Annotated in this window: 19 protein-coding genes; 8 read left to right on the forward strand and 11 right to left on the reverse strand. The window is 71.9% G+C overall.

All coding sequences use genetic code 11. From position 1 onward, the window contains the following. Positions 1-31: 31 nt before the first annotated feature. On the reverse strand, positions 32-670 hold the full coding sequence (locus tag JMJ55_RS22370; protein ID WP_202827828.1) for a NeuD/PglB/VioB family sugar acetyltransferase: 639 nt from the start codon (positions 668-670) through the stop codon (positions 32-34). A gap of 44 nt (positions 671-714) precedes the next feature. Between JMJ55_RS22370 and JMJ55_RS22375 the strand changes: the two genes are divergently transcribed. Next, positions 715-1,707, forward strand: a complete 993-nt coding sequence (locus JMJ55_RS22375; RefSeq protein ID WP_202827829.1) for a glycoside hydrolase family 113 — start codon at positions 715-717, stop codon at positions 1,705-1,707. Here the strand turns inward: JMJ55_RS22375 and JMJ55_RS22380 are convergent, their stop codons facing one another. Further along, complete coding sequence (locus JMJ55_RS22380; RefSeq protein ID WP_202827830.1) at positions 1,708-1,953, reverse strand: DUF1272 domain-containing protein; 246 nt, start codon at positions 1,951-1,953, stop codon at positions 1,708-1,710. 91 nt (positions 1,954-2,044) lie between these two features. On the opposite strand from JMJ55_RS22380, the gene JMJ55_RS22385 reads away from it, so the two are divergent. Then, positions 2,045-2,269 (forward strand): hypothetical protein, encoded by a 225-nt coding sequence (locus JMJ55_RS22385; protein ID WP_202827831.1) that lies wholly within the window; start codon positions 2,045-2,047, stop codon positions 2,267-2,269. Here JMJ55_RS22385 and JMJ55_RS22390 read toward each other — a convergent pair. From JMJ55_RS22390 to JMJ55_RS22400, 3 genes are read right to left on the reverse strand one after another with little or no spacing between them, the layout of a single operon-like run. Beyond that, a complete protein-coding gene (locus tag JMJ55_RS22390; protein WP_202827832.1) occupies positions 2,266-2,655 on the reverse strand; it encodes a hypothetical protein in 390 nt (129 codons plus the stop codon). The genes JMJ55_RS22385 and JMJ55_RS22390 overlap by 4 nt on opposite strands. Positions 2,656-2,694: 39 nt before the next feature. Continuing rightward, entirely contained in the window at positions 2,695-3,669 is a 975-nt protein-coding gene (locus JMJ55_RS22395; protein WP_202827833.1) for a 2-dehydropantoate 2-reductase, read from the reverse strand. Between the two features lie 45 nt (positions 3,670-3,714). Next, complete coding sequence (locus tag JMJ55_RS22400) at positions 3,715-3,939, reverse strand: acetyl-CoA carboxylase biotin carboxyl carrier protein subunit (RefSeq protein WP_202827834.1); 225 nt, start codon at positions 3,937-3,939, stop codon at positions 3,715-3,717. Between the two features lie 99 nt (positions 3,940-4,038). On the opposite strand from JMJ55_RS22400, the gene JMJ55_RS22405 reads away from it, so the two are divergent. Then, a complete protein-coding gene (locus JMJ55_RS22405; protein WP_202827835.1) occupies positions 4,039-5,283 on the forward strand; it encodes a cation:proton antiporter in 1,245 nt (414 codons plus the stop codon). Here JMJ55_RS22405 and JMJ55_RS22410 read toward each other — a convergent pair whose 3' ends face one another. Together JMJ55_RS22410 and JMJ55_RS22415 are read right to left on the reverse strand one after the other, a co-directional pair. After that, positions 5,284-6,315: an SH3 domain-containing protein gene (locus tag JMJ55_RS22410; protein WP_202827836.1), complete on the reverse strand. Its 1,032-nt coding sequence runs from the start codon at positions 6,313-6,315 to the stop codon at positions 5,284-5,286. 281 nt (positions 6,316-6,596) lie between these two features. Beyond that, the gene (locus JMJ55_RS22415) at positions 6,597-7,427 is read right to left on the reverse strand and encodes a class I SAM-dependent methyltransferase (protein ID WP_202827837.1); all 831 of its coding nucleotides are present in this window, start codon (positions 7,425-7,427) and stop codon (positions 6,597-6,599) included. A gap of 41 nt (positions 7,428-7,468) precedes the next feature. Here JMJ55_RS22415 and mutM point away from each other — a divergent pair, with 41 nt between their 5' ends. From mutM to dnaN, 5 genes are all read left to right on the forward strand, one after another. Next, positions 7,469-8,338: a bifunctional DNA-formamidopyrimidine glycosylase/DNA-(apurinic or apyrimidinic site) lyase gene (mutM, locus tag JMJ55_RS22420; protein ID WP_202827838.1), complete on the forward strand. Its 870-nt coding sequence runs from the start codon at positions 7,469-7,471 to the stop codon at positions 8,336-8,338. A gap of 31 nt (positions 8,339-8,369) precedes the next feature. Further along, positions 8,370-9,149, forward strand: a complete 780-nt coding sequence (locus tag JMJ55_RS22425; protein ID WP_202827839.1) for an enoyl-CoA hydratase — start codon at positions 8,370-8,372, stop codon at positions 9,147-9,149. Between the two features lie 153 nt (positions 9,150-9,302). Further along, positions 9,303-9,569 (forward strand): 30S ribosomal protein S20, encoded by a 267-nt coding sequence (gene rpsT / locus JMJ55_RS22430; RefSeq protein ID WP_202827840.1) that lies wholly within the window; start codon positions 9,303-9,305, stop codon positions 9,567-9,569. 290 nt (positions 9,570-9,859) lie between these two features. Next, positions 9,860-11,260, forward strand: a complete 1,401-nt coding sequence (dnaA, locus tag JMJ55_RS22435) for a chromosomal replication initiator protein DnaA (protein ID WP_202827841.1) — start codon at positions 9,860-9,862, stop codon at positions 11,258-11,260. 223 nt (positions 11,261-11,483) lie between these two features. Beyond that, positions 11,484-12,611 carry a DNA polymerase III subunit beta gene (dnaN, locus tag JMJ55_RS22440; RefSeq protein WP_202827842.1) on the forward strand — a complete coding sequence of 376 codons (1,128 nt, stop codon included), beginning with the start codon at positions 11,484-11,486 and terminating at the stop codon, positions 12,609-12,611. Positions 12,612-12,620: 9 nt separating this feature from the next. On the opposite strand, the gene JMJ55_RS22445 is transcribed toward dnaN, so the two are convergent. The 4 genes from JMJ55_RS22445 to JMJ55_RS22460 are packed head-to-tail and all read right to left on the reverse strand — an operon-like array spanning position 12,621 to position 16,468. After that, complete coding sequence (locus JMJ55_RS22445; protein ID WP_202827843.1) at positions 12,621-13,580, reverse strand: Bug family tripartite tricarboxylate transporter substrate binding protein; 960 nt, start codon at positions 13,578-13,580, stop codon at positions 12,621-12,623. Positions 13,581-13,590: 10 nt separating this feature from the next. Beyond that, complete coding sequence (locus tag JMJ55_RS22450; protein ID WP_202827844.1) at positions 13,591-14,673, reverse strand: TauD/TfdA family dioxygenase; 1,083 nt, start codon at positions 14,671-14,673, stop codon at positions 13,591-13,593. A gap of 50 nt (positions 14,674-14,723) precedes the next feature. Further along, the gene (locus JMJ55_RS22455; RefSeq protein ID WP_202827845.1) at positions 14,724-15,227 is read right to left on the reverse strand and encodes a YdcF family protein; all 504 of its coding nucleotides are present in this window, start codon (positions 15,225-15,227) and stop codon (positions 14,724-14,726) included. Then, positions 15,224-16,468: a methyltransferase gene (locus JMJ55_RS22460; RefSeq protein ID WP_202827846.1), complete on the reverse strand. Its 1,245-nt coding sequence runs from the start codon at positions 16,466-16,468 to the stop codon at positions 15,224-15,226. The genes JMJ55_RS22455 and JMJ55_RS22460 overlap by 4 nt, the downstream gene beginning before the upstream one ends. Positions 16,469-16,480: the final 12 nt, after the last annotated feature.

The following is a 16,480-nucleotide window of genomic DNA, read 5'->3' on the forward strand; positions in this document are numbered from 1 at the left end:
CTTCCGGCAGCGGTATGCCACCGGTGCCGGATCAGCCCAAGGGGCGGGCCAAGGGGCGGGCCGGCACGCCGCCGACCACGGCGCCGGGCGGCACATCCTCGACGACGCCGGCGCCGATGCCGACCACCGCCCCCTCGCCCACCGAGACCAGGGGCCGGCAGGCCGCGCCCGCACCGACCAGGGCCCGCGCCCCCACCCGCACCCCGCCGGCCAGCACCGCGCCGGGGGCGATATGCGCTGCCTCCCCCACCACCACGTCATGCTCGAGGATGGCGCCGGTATTGACGATGGCGAGCCGCCCGACCTCGGCCAGCGCGCCGAGCACGGCCCGCGGCAGCACCACCGCGCCGGGGCCGACCACCGCGCTGCGGGCCCGGATCACGGAGGGATGCACCAGCGCCGGCAGGGTGAAGCCCAGCGCCTCCAGCCGCGCGGCGGCGGCGAGGCGCGCGGCGGCATCGCCGATCGCCACGCAGGCGAGGCGGGTGCCGGCGGCCAGAAGCCCGGGCAGCACCGCCTCGTCGCCCAGGATCGGGAGGTCCAGCAGCTGCGCGGCGCGGGGCGTGGCATCGACCACGCCCACCGGCACCAGGCCGGGCAGGTGGTGCAGCAGCTCGCGGATCGCCCGTCCGTGCCCGCCGGCGCCGTAGATCACCAAGCTCCCGTCCATCCATCCACTGCCCTTGCCACCGGCTTCGGTTATAACCCGCGCCGATGCCGCTTCGCCGCCCCCTGCTCGCCGCGCTGCTGGCCGCGCCGGCCCTCGCCCGGGCGCAGGCGCCGCGGCCGGGGCCCTGGCGGGGGCTGCATCTGGTGCAGGTGCCGGGCTTTTCCTATGGCGGCGCCGATGCCCGCTATGCGATGCGCCAGACCCTGCCGCTCGGCGCCGATGCGGTGGTGCTGTTGCCCTCGCTCTGGCAATCCGGCCCGGCCGCCACGGAGGTTCTGCGCGGCGGCGACCTCGACCCCGAGGGGCTGGCCGAGGCGATCCGCCAGGCGCGGGCCTCCGGGCTGCGGGTGCTGGTCCGGCCGCTGCTCTGGGTCGAGGGCGGCCGGCCGGAGACGGCCCGCCCGGCGGACGAGGCCGGCTGGCGCCGCTGGTTCGCCAGCTATGGCCAGCAGGTGACGGAGCTCGCCCGGCTGGCGCAGGAGGTGGGGGCGGAGGCTTTCGCCGCCGGCAGCGGCCTCGGCCGCAGCGTGGGCCGGCCGGAATGGCGCGGCCTGCTGGACGGGCTGCGCGGCACCTTCCGCGGCCGTCTCCTTTATATGGCGAGCAGTCCGGAGGAGGCCGAGGCGATCCCCTTCTGGGAGCGGCTGGACGGGATCGGGCTGCGGCTCTACCCGGCGCTCGGCCGCGATGACGGGCCGGAGGAATGGACGCCGGTGATGCGGCGCGAGGCGGAGCGGCTGGACCGGCTCGCGGCCCGGCTGCGGCGGCGGGTCTGGGTGGAACTCGGCATCCGCTCGGCGGCCGGCGCCGCGGCGCGGCCCTGGGAGACGGCGGAGGAACGTCGCTCCCTGCCCGATCCGCGGGTGCAGGCCCAGGTGCTGGCGCATTGGCTGCGGGCGCTCGACCGGCCGGCGGTGGAGGCGCTGCTGCTCTGGCGCTGGTTCACCGATCCCGGCCGGGGCGGGCCGGAGGACACCGACTTCACCCTCCAGGGCAAGCTGGCCGAGGGGGTGCTGATGGGCGCCTGGACGCGGTGATCAGGCGGCGACGCAGCCCTGCGGCTTGACCTTGCGGATGGTCGAGGCCGGGTGCCTGGCGAGGCGGTCGGCCGGGCGGATCGGGCGCCGCACCAGCTCCCCGCCGCAATTCGGGCAATGCCCGGCGAGGACGCCCCCGGCGCATCCCGCGCAGAAGGTGCATTCAAAGGAGCAGATGCGGGCCTCGGTGCTCTCGGGCGGCAGATCGGTGCCGCAGCATTCGCAGCAGGGGCGGAGTTCGAGCATGGGCAACCCTCCCGGTTCGGACGCGGAAGCCTCGCATGGCAGGCGGGCGGGTCCAAGCGAACCGGGGCCGGGCGGGGCGCGTTGGCCGCGCATGACCCAGAAGAAGCCAGACCCCACGACCGAATCCACCGAACGCGCCAGCGGCACCATCGACCGGCCGATCGGCACAGGCGATGCCCAGCCGGGCGATTTCGCCGAACGCGCCGCCGAGCTGGGCGGGCCGGTGGACATTTTCCCGACCCGGCGCGACCGCAGCGGGCTGGAGCCCTGGCGTTCGACCGACGGCCCCGGCGAGGACGAGGCGCCGAAGAGCTAGAAGGGCAACCGGACGCTGGCGCCGGGCGAGGGATACCAGGCACCGGGAGGCGAACGCCGGTCCGGCGCCGGATCCCGTCGCTCGAAGGTCTGGCCCTGATAGGGGTCGGGCCGCGACGGCACGCCGAGATCCCAATCCGCCCGCGGCAGCCGGTCGGCATAGGGGCGCTGCACATTGGTATTCGGCACCGGCGCCGGGTCCAGCCCCGTCTGGCGCGAGGGCGGCGGCGGGCCGTCGATCTGCGGTGCGGCCGGCTCGGGCGGCGGCGGGGCGGCGGCCTGCGGCTTGCCCGGTGCACGGGTCCGCCGGCGCCGGCGTCGCTCCTCCGCCTCGGCCGGGCCAGCGGCGAAGGCGGCCAGCCCCAGCAGCAGGGCCCGTTTCGTCATCCTCTCCATATCGCAGAGACGCAGCAGAACGGTCCGGGTTCAGTCCAGGCCGAGCCGCTGCGCGAGCAGCCGGGTCAGCCCATGCACCCCCGCCAGGCTGGGCGCCGGCAGGCCGAGATGCGCGGCGAGTTCCACCAGCCCGCCCAGCACCGGGCCGAGTTCCAGCCGCCGCCCCGCTTCCAGGTCCTGCAGCATGGAGGTGCGGAAGGGGCCGAGGCGGCGGGTGACCACCATGCGCTCCTCGACCGTCTGCCCGGTGGGCAGGCCGATGCGGTCGCCGATCGCGGCCATCTCCACCATCATCGCCTCGACCAGGCCGCGCACCCCGTCATCCTGCAGCATGGCCTGCATATCGGCGCGGCAGAGCGCGCTCAGCGGGTTCATGTTGGAATTGCCCCAGAGCTTCAGCCAGATCTCGCGGCGCAGATCCGCCGAGGCCTCGGCCGGGATGCCGCCGGCCCGCAGCGCCGCGACCAGCGCGGCGAGCGCCGCCGGATTGCGGCCCGAGGGATCGCCGAAGATCATCCGGTCCTGCTTCATGAGCCGGATGCTGCCCGGCGCCTCGACCATGGCACCGACATGGGCGACGCCGCCGAGCACGCGCCCGACCGGGATGGCGCGGGCCAGCGCGCCGCCGGGATCGACGGCGTTCAGGGTCAACCCCTCGGCCGGGCCGCCGAAGCCCTGAAGGAACCACCAGGGCAGGCCGTTCTGCGCCGTCGCCACCAGCGTGTCCGGCCCCATCAGCCGCTGCACCAGGGGCAGGGCAGCGGGCAGGTCGTGGCTCTTCAGCCCGAGCAGCAGAATATCGGCACCCGCCAGCGCCTCCGGCTCCTCCGAGGCCTCGACCGGAAAGACCTCCTCCCGCTCGCCCTCGCGGAAGCGGAGGCCATGGGCCCGGAGCGCGGCGAGGCTCGCGCCGCGGGCGAGGATGGCGGGCCGCAGCCCGCCCCGCGCCAGCCCCGCCGCCAGCCACCCACCGACCGCCCCTGCCCCCAGCACCGTCACCCGCATCGCTTCGTCTCCTGCCGGACGGTCATCCCACGCGGATCACCGGCCTTAAGCCGCGCGGATCACCGCGACCACATCGCCCTCGGCGACCGCCTCACCCTCCACCACCAGCAGCTCCAGCACCGTGCCGGCGCGGGGGGCGGGGACCGGAATTTCCATCTTCATCGATTCCAGCAGCAGTACGTCCTCCTCGGCCGCCACCGCCTCCCCCGGCTGCTTCAGCACCTTCCAGACGGAGCCGGCGATCTCGGACTTCACGCGGATATCGGGCATGCGGATGGCCTCTCCCCTCAGGTCGTTGCCGGCATTGCAGGCCCGGCCGGACGGTCGGTCAAGCCAGCGTCTTCGGCGGCGCCGGCGCGTTGTCCCTAGATGGACCCATATATCGTTTTGCTCATTGGCGCCGGGGCGCTGATCCTGCTCGTCGCCTGGCTGCCGATGGCACTGCGGGAGCTGCCGCTCTCGCTGCCGATGTTCTGCATCGCCTTCGGCGCCGCCACCTTCGCCCTCTCGAATGGCGACACGCCGAATCCGGTCACCTATCCGCATGCGACGGAGCGGCTGACCGAACTCGTCGTCATCGTCGCGCTGACCGGCGCCGGGCTGAAGCTCGACCGGCCGCTATGCTGGCAGAACTGGCGGCTGACCTGGCGGCTGCTCGGCATCGCCATGCCGCTCTCGATCGCCGGGATCGCGCTGATCGGCCATTGGTGGCTCGGCCTCGGCGCCGCCGCGGCGGTGCTGCTGGGCGGGGCGCTGGCGCCGACCGATCCGGTGCTCGCCTCCGATGTGCAGGTCGGCCCGCCCCGTTCGGGCGAGGAGGATGAGGTGCGCTTCACCCTGACCGCCGAGGCGGGGCTGAATGACGGCCTGGCCTTTCCCTTCGTCAACCTGGCGGTGGTGCTGGTGGCGGCGCCCAATGGCTGGGCCTGGGGCTGGATCGGCTTCGACGTGATCTGGAAGCTCGGCGCCGGCATCGCGGCGGGCTGGGGCATCGGGGCGGCACTCGGCTGGCTCACCTTCCATATGCCGAACCGGGCGCGGCTCTCCCGCACCGGGGACGGGTTCGTGGCGCTCGGCGCCACCTTCCTCTCCTATGGGCTGACCGAGTTGGTGCATGGATACGGCTTCCTCGCCGTCTTCGTCGCAGCGCTGGCGATGCGGGCGGCGGAACGGCAGCACGACTACCACGACCGGCTGCACGACTTCGCCGAGCAGACGGAGCGGCTGCTGATGATGGTGCTGCTGGTGCTGTTCGGCGGCGCGCTGGCGGGCGGCGTGCTCGGGCCGCTCAGCTGGGCTGGGGTGGCGGCGGCGCTTGCCTTCATCTTCCTGGTGCGGCCGGCGGCGGGGATGCTCTCGATGATCGGCAGCGGGCGACCGCTGGAGGAGCGGGCGGCGATCTCCTTCTTCGGCATCCGCGGCCTCGGCAGCGCCTATTACCTCAGCTACGCCGCCAATGCGGCGGCCTTCCCGGAGATGCCGGAGCTCTGGGCGGTGGTGAGCCTGACCGTGCTCGTCTCGGTCGGGCTGCATGGCGTCACGGTGACGCCGGCGATGCGCTGGCTGGATGCGCGGCGCCGGCGGCAGGGGGTGCTGCCGCTGGAGATCGCCTGATCAGGGCTCCGTCAGCAGGCTGGAATGGATCCAGCCCTCGGGCGCCGCATCGCCCACCTGGACCCAGCCGCCCCGCGCCTCGCCATGCACCCGGAAGGACTCGCCGCGCGGGGCGGTGCGGAGGACCCGGGCCCCGGTATCGGGGCCATTGCGGATATTGGCCGCGGTGCGGACCAGGACCCGCGGCAGGTTGGCGGCGGGTGCCGCGGCTGGCGTGACAGGTGCCGCTGGCGCTGGCATGGGGGCGGGCGAGGCCGCAGGCGCGGCCGGGGCTGCGGCCCGCTGCTCCGCGACGCGGGCCGGCGCGGCCGGGGCTGTAGCCCGTTGCTCCGCAACGCGGGCCGGCGCGGCCGCCACGACCGGCGGGGGCGCGCTCGTGGCCGGCTGCGGTGGCGCCTCGGCCCCGGTATTCGTCTCCTGCGGCCGGTGGCTGAGGCCGAGCGCCAGCCCGACCACCAGCCCCGCCGCAGTGAGGCCGAGCAGCGGCCAGGGCAGCGTGCCGAGGGCAAAGCGCGGGGCGCGAACCGGCTCCTCCGGCTCTGGCAGCATCGGGGCGCGGACCATGGGCCGCAGCATGGCGCTGGACCGCACCGGCGGATGGGTCAGCAGCAGGCGCCGCACCACCGTCACCCAGCCGTCGCCGCCGGCGAGTTCCAGCGGCGGCTGGGCGGCGAAGGCGGTCGCCAGGCGCCGCTGAAGGTTGAAGGGATCGCCCGGCATCAGGTTGAGCGAGACCACCGGCAGATGGCCCGGGAAGATCGCGCCGAAGCGCGCCGCTTCCAGCCGCTCGCGCAGCGCCGCCTCCGCGGCTTCCGCCTGCACCGGCTCGAGCCCGAGTATGGCCAGGCCGAATTCCGGATGCATCAGCACCAGCGGGACCGCGATCGCCGGGCCGGGCGCGGCATCGATCGGGCGGCTCTGCAGGCTGCAGCCCTCCAGGCTGAGCCAGCCCTCCGGCACTTCGGCCACCATGCCGCCAGGCAATTCGGGTGCGGTGTCGAGGCGGTATTGTGCCTCTGAATGATCAGACATGGATCCGGTCGGCCCCCTCGCTCCGCCCTGCGGCGCAGGACGGTCCCCCAAGGAGATATCGTATACGATACTCCCACGGGGCATGCAGCCATGGCTAGGCCGGCCGAAGGATTCTCAGGCCAAGGGCCTGCCAGGCAGGGCCGATCGGGTCGGTCCAGCGGGTCTTTTTCGCCCTGGGCGCGTCGGTCGGCTTGCCGATGCAACCAGCATCGGCGCTGCCCTCCTCCCCAGGCCAAAAAATCCCTCGCCGGCCCTCAGCCGCCGGCCCTGCCTGGCAGGCCTTACAGGCGCCAGCCGGTATGGATAGCGACGATACCGCCCGAAAGGTTGCGATGCGCGACGCGTTCCAGCCCCGCCTCGCGCATCATCGCCGCCAGGCTCTCCTGGTCGGGGAACATGCGGATGCTCTCCGCGAGGTATTGGTAGCTCTCGGCATCGCGCGCGATGCGGGCGCCGAGGCGGGGGAGGACCTGGAAGGACCAGGCATCATAGAGCGGGGCGAGGGCCGCCACCTCCACCCGGCTGAATTCCAGGCAGTGGAAGCGCCCGCCGGGGCGGAGCACGCGCCGCGCCTCGCGCAGCACCGCGGGCTTGTCGGTGCAATTGCGCAGGCCGAAGGCGATCGAGGCCTTCTCGACGCTGCGGTCGGGCAGCGGGATGTGCTCGGCATCGGTGCAGAGGAAGGTCAGGCCGGCGGCGAGGCCCCGTTCCAGCGCCCGCCCCTGCGCCACCTGCAGCATCGAGGGGTTGATGTCGGACAGGATGACGCGACCGGCGCCGCCCTCCAGCGCGCGGAAGGCGATGTCGCCGGTGCCCCCCGCGAGGTCCAGCAGCGTCTCCCGGCGGGAGGCGCCGATGGCGGCAACGAAGGCCGATTTCCAGGCCCGGTGCAGGCCGAGCGACATCAGGTCGTTCATCAGGTCGTAGCGCGGGGCCACGCTGTCGAAGACCTGGCGGACGAGGCCGGCCTTCTCCTCGCGCGGCACGGCGCGGAAGCCGAAGTCGATCGTCGAGTCGTTCCCGATCGAGGCTGCGCCTTCAGGCGCAGCCTCGATGGCGGCACCAGCCGGGCGTGGCGCATTGCGCTCAGGGGGGGTGTTGCGTTCGGTCATGCGGGGCGCACCATAGGGGCAGCGGAGTTGATGCGGAACCTATGCCCGAACTGCCGGAAGTCGAGACGGTGATGCGCGGCCTGGCCGCGGTGTTGGAAGGCCGGGTGATCCGGGCCGCCGCCATCACCCGGCCGGATATGCGCTGGCCCTTCCCGGAGGGGCTGGCGGCAAGGCTGGCCGGCCGCCGGGTGGAAGCCTTCCGGCGCCGCGCGAAATACATGCTGATGCGCCTCTCGGGCGGGGAGTCCCTGCTGATCCATCTCGGCATGTCGGGGCGGATGGTGGCGCGGCGGGCCGAGGACCTGCCCAATGCGCCCGTCGCGCATGAGCATTTCGCGCTGGAGACCGAGGAAGGCATCCGGGTCGGCTTCGTCGACCCACGCCGCTTCGGCAGCGTCGACCTGGTGCCGACCGAGGCGGAGGAGCGGCACCGGCTGCTGGCCGGCCTGGGGCCGGAGCCGCTGGAGGAGGCCTTCACCCCGGCGGTGCTGAGCGTGGCGCTGGCTGGCAAGCGGACGCCGATCAAGGTGGCGCTGCTCGACCAGAAGGTGGTGGCCGGGCTCGGCAATATCTATGCGTCGGAAGCGCTGTTCCGCGCCCGCATCTCGCCGCGGCGGCAGGCGGCGAGCGTCGCCGGCGCCCGCACCGTCCGGCTGGTGCCGGCGATCAAGGCGGTGCTGGAGGAGAGCATCGCCGCCGGCGGCTCCTCGCTGCGCGACTATGTCCAGGCGGATGGCGGGATCGGCTTCTTCCAGGAGCGATTCAAGGTCTATGACCGGGAGGGGCTGCCCTGCGAGGCCTGCCCAGGTATTGGGAAGGAAACCGGCTCCGCCGGGGGCACCTGCCCCGGCATCCAGCGTTTCGTCCAGGCCGGCCGCGCCACCTTCCATTGCCCGCGGCTGCAACGCTGATATCTTCCCTCCAAACCGGAGGACGGGCGGCATGGCCGAATACACGATGATCCTGACCGAGATGCAGGGAAGGGTGGCCGTGATCCGGCTGAACCGGCCGAAGGCGCTGAACGCCCTCTGCGACCAGCTGATGGAGGAGCTCGGCCAGGCGCTGCGCGGCTATGACGCGGACCCGGGCGTGGCGGCCATCGTCATCACCGGCAGCGAGAAGGCCTTCGCCGCCGGGGCCGACATCAAGGAGATGCAGTCCCGCACCTATCCGGCGGTCTATCTGGACGACTTCATCGGCAAGCGCTGGGAAGCGGTGACCTATGTGCAGAAGCCGGTGATCGCGGCGGTCGCCGGCTATGCGCTGGGCGGCGGCTGTGAGCTGGCCATGATGTGCGACATGATCATCGCCGCCGAGACGGCGAAATTCGGCCAGCCGGAGATCAATCTGGGCGTCATCCCGGGCGCCGGCGGCACCCAGCGCCTGACGCGGGCCATCGGCAAGGCTAAGGCGATGGACCTGGTGCTGACCGCGCGGATGATGGACGCGAATGAGGCCGAGCGTTCCGGCCTCGTCGCCCGGATCGTCCCGGCGGCGGATGTGGTGGCCGAGGCGGTGAAGATCGGCGAGAAGATCGCCAGCCTCTCGGCCCCCGCCGTCGCCATGGCGAAGGAGGCGGTGAACCGCGCCTTCGAGACCACCCTGGCCGAGGGCGTGAAATTCGAACGCCGGGCCTTCCAGGCGCTGTTCTCCACCGAGGACCAAAAGGAAGGCATGGCCGCCTTCGCCGAGAAGCGTCCGCCAGCCTTCCGCAATCGCTGACCGTCGGGTAGCGTACGGGTTCCGGCATCGCTTGACGCCGCGCGGCGGCGGGGTCTAGAAGCCCGTTCCTCGCGCGGCCAGGGTTATCCCCAGACGGGATGCTCCGGGATCCGTTCGGCTTTCCACCACCCTTGCTCGAGTTGAAACAACCCCATGGCGAATACGGCGTCCGCCCGCAAGCGCATCCGTCAGACCGAGAAGCGCACGATCCGCAACCGCGCGCGGCGTTCCCGGGTGCGGACCTTCCTGCGCAAGGTCGAGGCGGCGATCGCCACCGGCGACAAGAACCAGGCCCAGGAAGCCTTCCGCTCGGCCCAGCCGGAGATGCAGCGGGCCGCGACCAAGGGCGTGCTGCACGCCAATACGGTGGCGCGGAAGCTCTCCCGCCTCTCCGCCCGGATCAAGTCGCTCAGCGCCTGAGTGACCGGGTGCGGGCCTGACGGCCTGCATCGCAACAGCACGCAGCGATGACGACGAAGCCTCGCGACGATTCGGCGCGAGGCTTTTTTGTCTTTTGCGCGACTGTATTCAAACAATACTGAGTTCGCGCTTCGGTGCGGAAAGTAACTATTGTCCGCCGCTTTGGGGAAGTTGTATCCTCCGTCGGCGCCCCGCGGGCCATCCTGCGTGGCCTTTCGAGCTGGCACGCGCCGGCACGGGCAGGACAAGAACAGGAGGCCGGCCGCTTGCCACCCCAATCCTCCGGAGAGATGGCTGCCCTTTGGGCCCGCATCCGCGGCCGGCTGCGCGAGGATGTCGGTGAGGTCGAATACCGCACCTGGCTGCGGCAGATGACCCTTTCGGGCATCGAGGGTGAGGATGCCGTCATCCTCCTGCCCACCCGCTTCCTGCGCGATTGGGTGAACAGCCATTACGGGGACCGGCTGCGGGCGCTGTGGCAGGCCGAGCATGCCGGCGTGCGGCGGGTGGAATTCCGCGTCTCCGCCGCGCCGCCGGCCGAGGCCGCGCTGGCCGGGGCCGAGGAGCAGCAGCCGGCAGCCATCGGCGCCGAGCGGGTCGGCCTGGCCGAACCCCTGGCGGCGCGCGCGGCCGAGGCGCGGCCGACGCCCGAGTCCCGGTCCGACTGGGTGGTGCCGCTGGAGGCGCGCTTCACCTTCGACACCTTCGTTGTCGGCAAGCCGAACGAATTCGCCCATGCCTGCGCCCGCCGGGTCTCCGAGAAGCCGGCGAGTCCGGGCTTCAACCCGCTGTTCCTTTATGGCGGCGTCGGGCTGGGCAAGACCCATCTGATGCATGCGACCGCCTGGGCGATCCGCGCCCACGACCCGGCCCGGACGGTCGCCTATATGTCCGCCGAGAAGTTCATGTACCGCTTCATCGCGGCGCTGCGGTCGCAGAACACGATGGAATTCAAGGAAACGTTGCGGGCCGTCGATGTCCTGATGATCGACGATCTGCAATTCCTGATCGGCAAGGACAATACACAGGAAGAATTCTTCCATACCTTCAATGCGCTTGTCGATCAGGGCAAGCAGATCATCGTCTCCTCCGACAAGTCGCCCTCGGACCTCGCCGGGATCGAGGACCGGCTGCGGACCCGGCTCGGCTGCGGCATGGTGGCTGATATCCACGCCACCACCTATGAGCTGCGGCTGTCCATCCTGCAGGCCAAGGCGGCGGCGGCGCAGGTGGCAGTGCCGCCCAAGGTCCTGGAATTGCTGGCGAACAAGATCACCGCCAATGTCCGGGAACTGGAGGGGGCGCTGAACCGGCTGGTGGCGCATGCCAACCTCTTCGGCCGGCCCATCACCATCGACAGCGCCCATGAGGTGCTGCATGACGTCCTCCGGGCGCATGAGAAGCGGGTCTCGATCGAGGAGATCCAGAAGAAGGTCGCCGAGCACTACAATATCCGCCTGACCGACATGAGCAGCGCCCGCCGGGCCCGGAACGTTGCCCGGCCGCGCCAGGTGGCGATGTATCTGGCGAAGCAGCTCACCCAGCGCAGCCTGCCCGAGATCGGCCGGCGCTTCGGCAACCGGGACCACACCACGGTCATGCATGCCGTCTCCCGCGTGGCGGAGCTGATGGTGGCCGATGCCGGCTTCGCCGAGGATGTGACGCTGCTGCGGAAGATGCTGGAAACCTAGAGGCCGTTCAGCAGGCCCGGCACCGGCCCGCACCCCACCCGGCTACCCATCAGCATACTGTCGTGGGTGGCCGGGTGGGGGTGCGGGCCGGTGCCGCCATTTGAGAATGTGCCGCTTGGCGCATTCTCAAATAGCCTCCCAAGAAGCCCCCGCTTACCCTTACGAATCAGGGCTGTTAGTATGACGGCCCAAAAGGCGTTGGGCGCGGGGGATCCTGGGGCAGATGAAGTTCACGGTCGAACGGGCGATCCTGCTCAAGGCGCTCGCCCATGTGCAGAGCGTGGTCGAGCGCCGCAATACCATCCCCATCCTCGCCAATGTCCTGCTTTCGGCCGGGGATGGCATCCTGAAGCTGACCGCGACCGATATGGAGATCGCGGTGGTCGAGGAGGTGCCGGGCGTCCAGGTCGCCCGGCCCGGCCGCACGACCGCCCCGGCCGCCACCCTCTATGAGATCGTCCGCAAGCTCCCCGACGGCGCCAAGGTGGAGCTGGACCATGCCGGGGGCGATGCCGCCCTCAAGCTCCGCGCCGGGCGGTTCAACACCGACCTCTCGGTGCTGCCGGTGGAGGATTTCCCCTCCATGACCGAGGGCAAGCTGCCGCACGGCTTCTCCCTGCCCGCCGGCCAGCTGCGGGAGCTGGTGGACCGCACCCGCTTCGCCATCTCCACCGAGGAGACGCGCTACTACCTGAACGGCATCTACCTGCATGCGACCGAGAGCGACGGCGTCCAGGTGCTGCGCGCGGTGGCGACCGATGGCCACCGGCTGGCCCGCGTCGAGGAGCCGCTGCCGGACGGCGCCGCCGGCATCCCCGGCGTCATCATCCCGCGCAAGACGGTGAACGAGCTGCGGAAGCTGGCCGAGGAGACGCAGGACGAGATCGCCATCCGCCTGTCGGATACCAAGATCCGCTTCGATATCGGCGCGGTGCAGCTCACCAGCAAGCTGATCGACGGCACCTTCCCGGAATACGAGCGGGTCATCCCCCGCGGCAACGACAAGGTGCTGCGCGTCTCGAAGAAGGAATTCGCCGAGGCCGTGGGGCGCGTCGCCGCCATCAGCTCCGAACGGTCGCGGCCGGTGAAGCTCTCGCTCGACCGCAACCACCTGCTGCTCTCGGCCTCCTCCGCCGAGCAGGGCCAGGCGCAGGAGGAGCTGGATGGCGAGGTGGTGCAGTATGACAGCTCGCCGCTCGAGATCGGCTTCCAGGCGCGCTACCTGAACGACATCACCGACCAGATCACCGAAAGCGTGGAATTCCGCTTCGCCGATGGCAGCGCACCGACCGTGGTGACGGATGCGGCGAAGCCGGAAGCCCTTTATGTGCTGATGCCGATGCGGGTCTGACCCGGGCGGTCAGTTGGCGGTGGTGATGAGGCCGGAGGCGGCGGCCTCCGCCCAGCGCCGGTTGTCGCGCTCCAGGAAGGGGCCAAATTCCGCAGGACCCAGCGTCGCCAGATCGGCACCCAGCTCCGCCAGGCGCCCGCTGATGGCGGGCCTGGCCAGCGCCGCCTGCACCGCGGCGAAGATGCGCGCGGCCAGGGCCGGCGGCAGGCCGGGCGGGCCATACATGCCGTACCAGCCATTGAATTCGTAACCGGGCAATCCCGCCTCCGCCATGGTCGGCACCTGCGGCAGCAGGGCGGAGCGGCGGGCCGAGGTGACGGCCAGCACCTTCACCGCGCCGCTCGCCACATGCTGGAGCACGGCGACGGTGCTGGTGACGGCCAGCGGCACATGGCCCGCGACCAGGTCGTTGAGCTGCGGCCCGCTGCCGCGATAGGGCACCTCGATCAGCTGGATGCCGGCCTGGCGGGCGAAGGCATTGCCGGCATAGCTGGTCGCCGCCTCGGTGGAGCCGAAGGCGATGCTGCCGGGCTTGGCCTTGGCCGCGGCGATGAGGCCGGCAATGTCGGAATAGGGCTGGCCGCCATGCGCGGCGAGGACCAGCGGATAGCCCGAGAGCATCGAGACCGGCGCGAAATCCTTCACCGGATCGAAGGGGATGCTCGGCATGGCATAGCGGTTGATGACATGGGCGCCGGTCGCCACCATCAGCATATGCCCGTCGGGCGCCGAGCGCTGGACATATTCGGCGCCGACCACGCCATTGGCGCCGGCGCGGTTCTCCACCACCACCGGCTGGCCGATCGCCTCGCGCATGCCTTCGGCCACGGCGCGGGCGAAGATGTCGGTGCCGCCGCCGGGGGCATAGGGGACGATGATGGTGACGGGGCGGCTGGGCCAGGCCGGCTGGGCATGGGCAGAGCCCGCCAGCAGGGCGGTGGCGAGGGCGGCACGTCGGGTGAGGGTCATCGGCCGCTCCTCAATACGGGGTGTCTTGCATGCCGAGCGCGGCGGCGGCGCGAGCCTGCCAGGCGGCGAGGCCGGGCGGCAGGTTCTGGCCCTTGAAGCCGCCGCGGACGCTGCCGGGGGCGGTGTTCTTGTAGACCTCCCGCATCGCATCGCAGAGCGGCCGGCCCTCCGGCACCGCGAGCCAGAGGCGGAGCAGGTGGCGCTTGCGCTCCGGCTCCTCGAAATCCTCGTAATGCGTGCGGCTGTGGATGATGACGTGGTTGTTCACCAGCTGCAGGTCGCCCGGCTCCAGCCACATCGAGAAGCAGAAGGCGTCGCTGCTCGCCAGGTCCTGGATGGCGTCGAGTGCGGCGTGCTGCTGCTCCGTCAGGCGCGGCTCGCCCTCGATCTGCTGGGTGGAGCGGATGTGGTTGCGGATGTAGCGGGCGGCGAAGTGGCCGTCCTTCAGGCTGTAGACCGGCGCCATGTAGGTCGGCGTCTCGTCGGCCGCTTCCTCCTTCTGCCGGCTATGGGGGAAGAGGCCGTAGAGCGTCTCGACCAGCTCCGGCCGTTCGGCCAGCAGCGCATCATGGATGGCGACCGAGCTGGCGAGGCGGCTGAGCCCGCCGCTGCGCGCGGTCTTCAGGCACAGAAGGGCGACGACATCGCTGCCATCGGTGTGGAAGTCGAGCTCGGCATTGGTGTTGTAGCCACGCCCGCCATGGCCGCGATAGGTGCCGCCGGCATCGCGCACATCCGACATCAGCTGGCTCGCCTTGCCCTGCGGCCGGGCGACGCCGAGATGCGTGCCGATCGCCCAGAAGAGCAGCCTCGCATCCTCGACCGAATAGCGCTCCACCGGGATGCCGCGGAGGGTGCGGAAGCCGATGCCGCTTTCCATCTCCCGCGCCACCTCGGCGAGCACGGCGGCGAAGGGGCCGAGCGGGAAATCCTCCCGCACCATCTCCAGCATGCTCTTCCCGCTCGCCTTCAGTCGGGCGAAGCCGGCCTCGAGATCGGCAATCTCCGCCGCGGTCAGGCGGCGCAGCCAGGCGCCCGAGGCTTCGAGCTGCGTCGGCCGCCAGGCCGCCGCGCCGCCGATGGGTTGGATCATTCTTGGTTCCTCCCAGGGGGAGGATGGCAAGGGGCCACGACCCTGTCGAGCTACCCGCCCCGCAGCCGGTGCCAGAGCGCCAGCGCGGCATCGTAGGGAATGGCCGGCACCTCCCGCAGCCGCCAGTACCAGCGCCGCCGCCAGCCCTCCGCCCCGGCCGAGCCGCCGATCGGCACCGGGCGGGCGGGAAGGCCGGCGAGGCGCAGCAGCAGCAGGCAGCGTGGCAGGTGGAAGCGGCTGGTCGCGGCATAGACCGGGCCCGCATGGCCGAGCCGCCGCAGCAGGGCGACGCTGGCCAGCGCCGAGGAGAGGGTGTCGGTGCCGGTCGGCTCCTCCAGGATGCGCGCCGCCGGCACGCCGAGCGCCTGCAGCAGATCCGCCATCACCTGGCTCTCGGCCGGGCCGAAACGTCCCTGGGCGCCGGTCGGGATGTAGATCGGGTCGGCCAGCCGGGCGCCGAAGCGGGCGGCAGCCTCGACCCGGCGGCGCAGCGTAGGGCTGGCGCTGCCATCCGGGCGGACGGCGGCGCCGAAGATGACGATCGCCGCCCTCACGCCGGGGCGGCGAGGAGCAGGCGGTTCATGGCTTCCATGCTCTGGCGGAGGGCGGCGAGGTCGCGCCAGAAAACCTCCCGCGCGATGCCATTCGCCGCCAGCTCATCGGCGATGGCGCCGAGGCTGCGGCGGCCATCGACCCGTTGCAGGATGGCGCCCGCAAGGCGCGGCAGGGGCAGGTTCACCCGCAGCCCGTCGAAGGTGACGGGCAGGGTGCCGTCGCGCGGCAGGCCCTTGGCCAGCGCGGCGCCGTCCATCTCGCGGAGTGTCGGGACGGCCTCCGGGTCTTCCCAGGGGCGCTCCGGCTCCGGCTCCTCGGCGCGGCGGCAATAGAGGATGTGGATGCCCATATTGCCGGTGATCGCCTCGGCCAGCGCCGCGCGCTCGATCGGGGTCATGCCGGCGGTGCGGGCGCGCAGCCGCGGGTCGGGCAGATAGGCATCCGGGTCGTAGCGCACCGGCTCCACCCAGCAGGCGATGCGGAGCCCGGCCTCGGCGACCAGCGCGGCGAGGTCCGGGACGGTATAGGCCCGGTCGCGCGGGTTCAGCAGCAGGTCATAGAGCCCGGCATCGCCGCCCGAGAGGTGGTCGGTTAGCCAGGGGTTGCGCTTCAGCCAGGCGGTCTCCGGCACTTGGCGCCAGAGCCGGCGGGCGATGTCGATCCGCGCCGGCGGCGACTCGGCCTCCGGCGCCAGCAGGCGGAGCGCGTCCTGGAGCATATAGACCCCGGTGCGGCCATGCGGGGCATAGACCATCAGCCCGATCCCGCCGCCCGGCGCCAGGACGGAGGTGAGCGCCCGCAGCCCAGCCAGCGGGTCCGGCAGGTGGTGCAGCACGCCGCAGCAATCGATGTAGTCGAAGGGGCCGAGGCCGCTCCCCGGCAGGTCCAGCAGCGAGCCCGCCTCGAATCGGATATTCCCCAGCTTGCGGGTGGCGGCGCGGGCCTCGGCGATTCGGTGGGCGGCGGCGCTGCGGTCGAGCCAGGTGACCTCGCCCGGGCGGCCGGCCCAGGCCATCTGCTGCGCCAGCATGAGGGTGCCATCACCCGTGCCACCGCCGGCGAAGAGCGCCCGAAGGGGCGTGGAGGCGGGGCGTCGGCTGCCAAAGATCCAGTGGTCGATCTCGCGCAGATGGCTCGGGCTGCCGATGATGAGGCGTTTCGCTTCCTCCCGCGGGTCGCGGGCGGGGTAGGGGAAGGCCTCGTACTGGGCGGCGAGGTGGCGGTCCGGGAGGTCGCTCATGGCCGCTCTGCA

This window comes from Belnapia mucosa (assembly GCF_016775475.1).
GTDB classification, from domain to species: domain Bacteria; phylum Pseudomonadota; class Alphaproteobacteria; order Acetobacterales; family Acetobacteraceae; genus Belnapia; species Belnapia mucosa.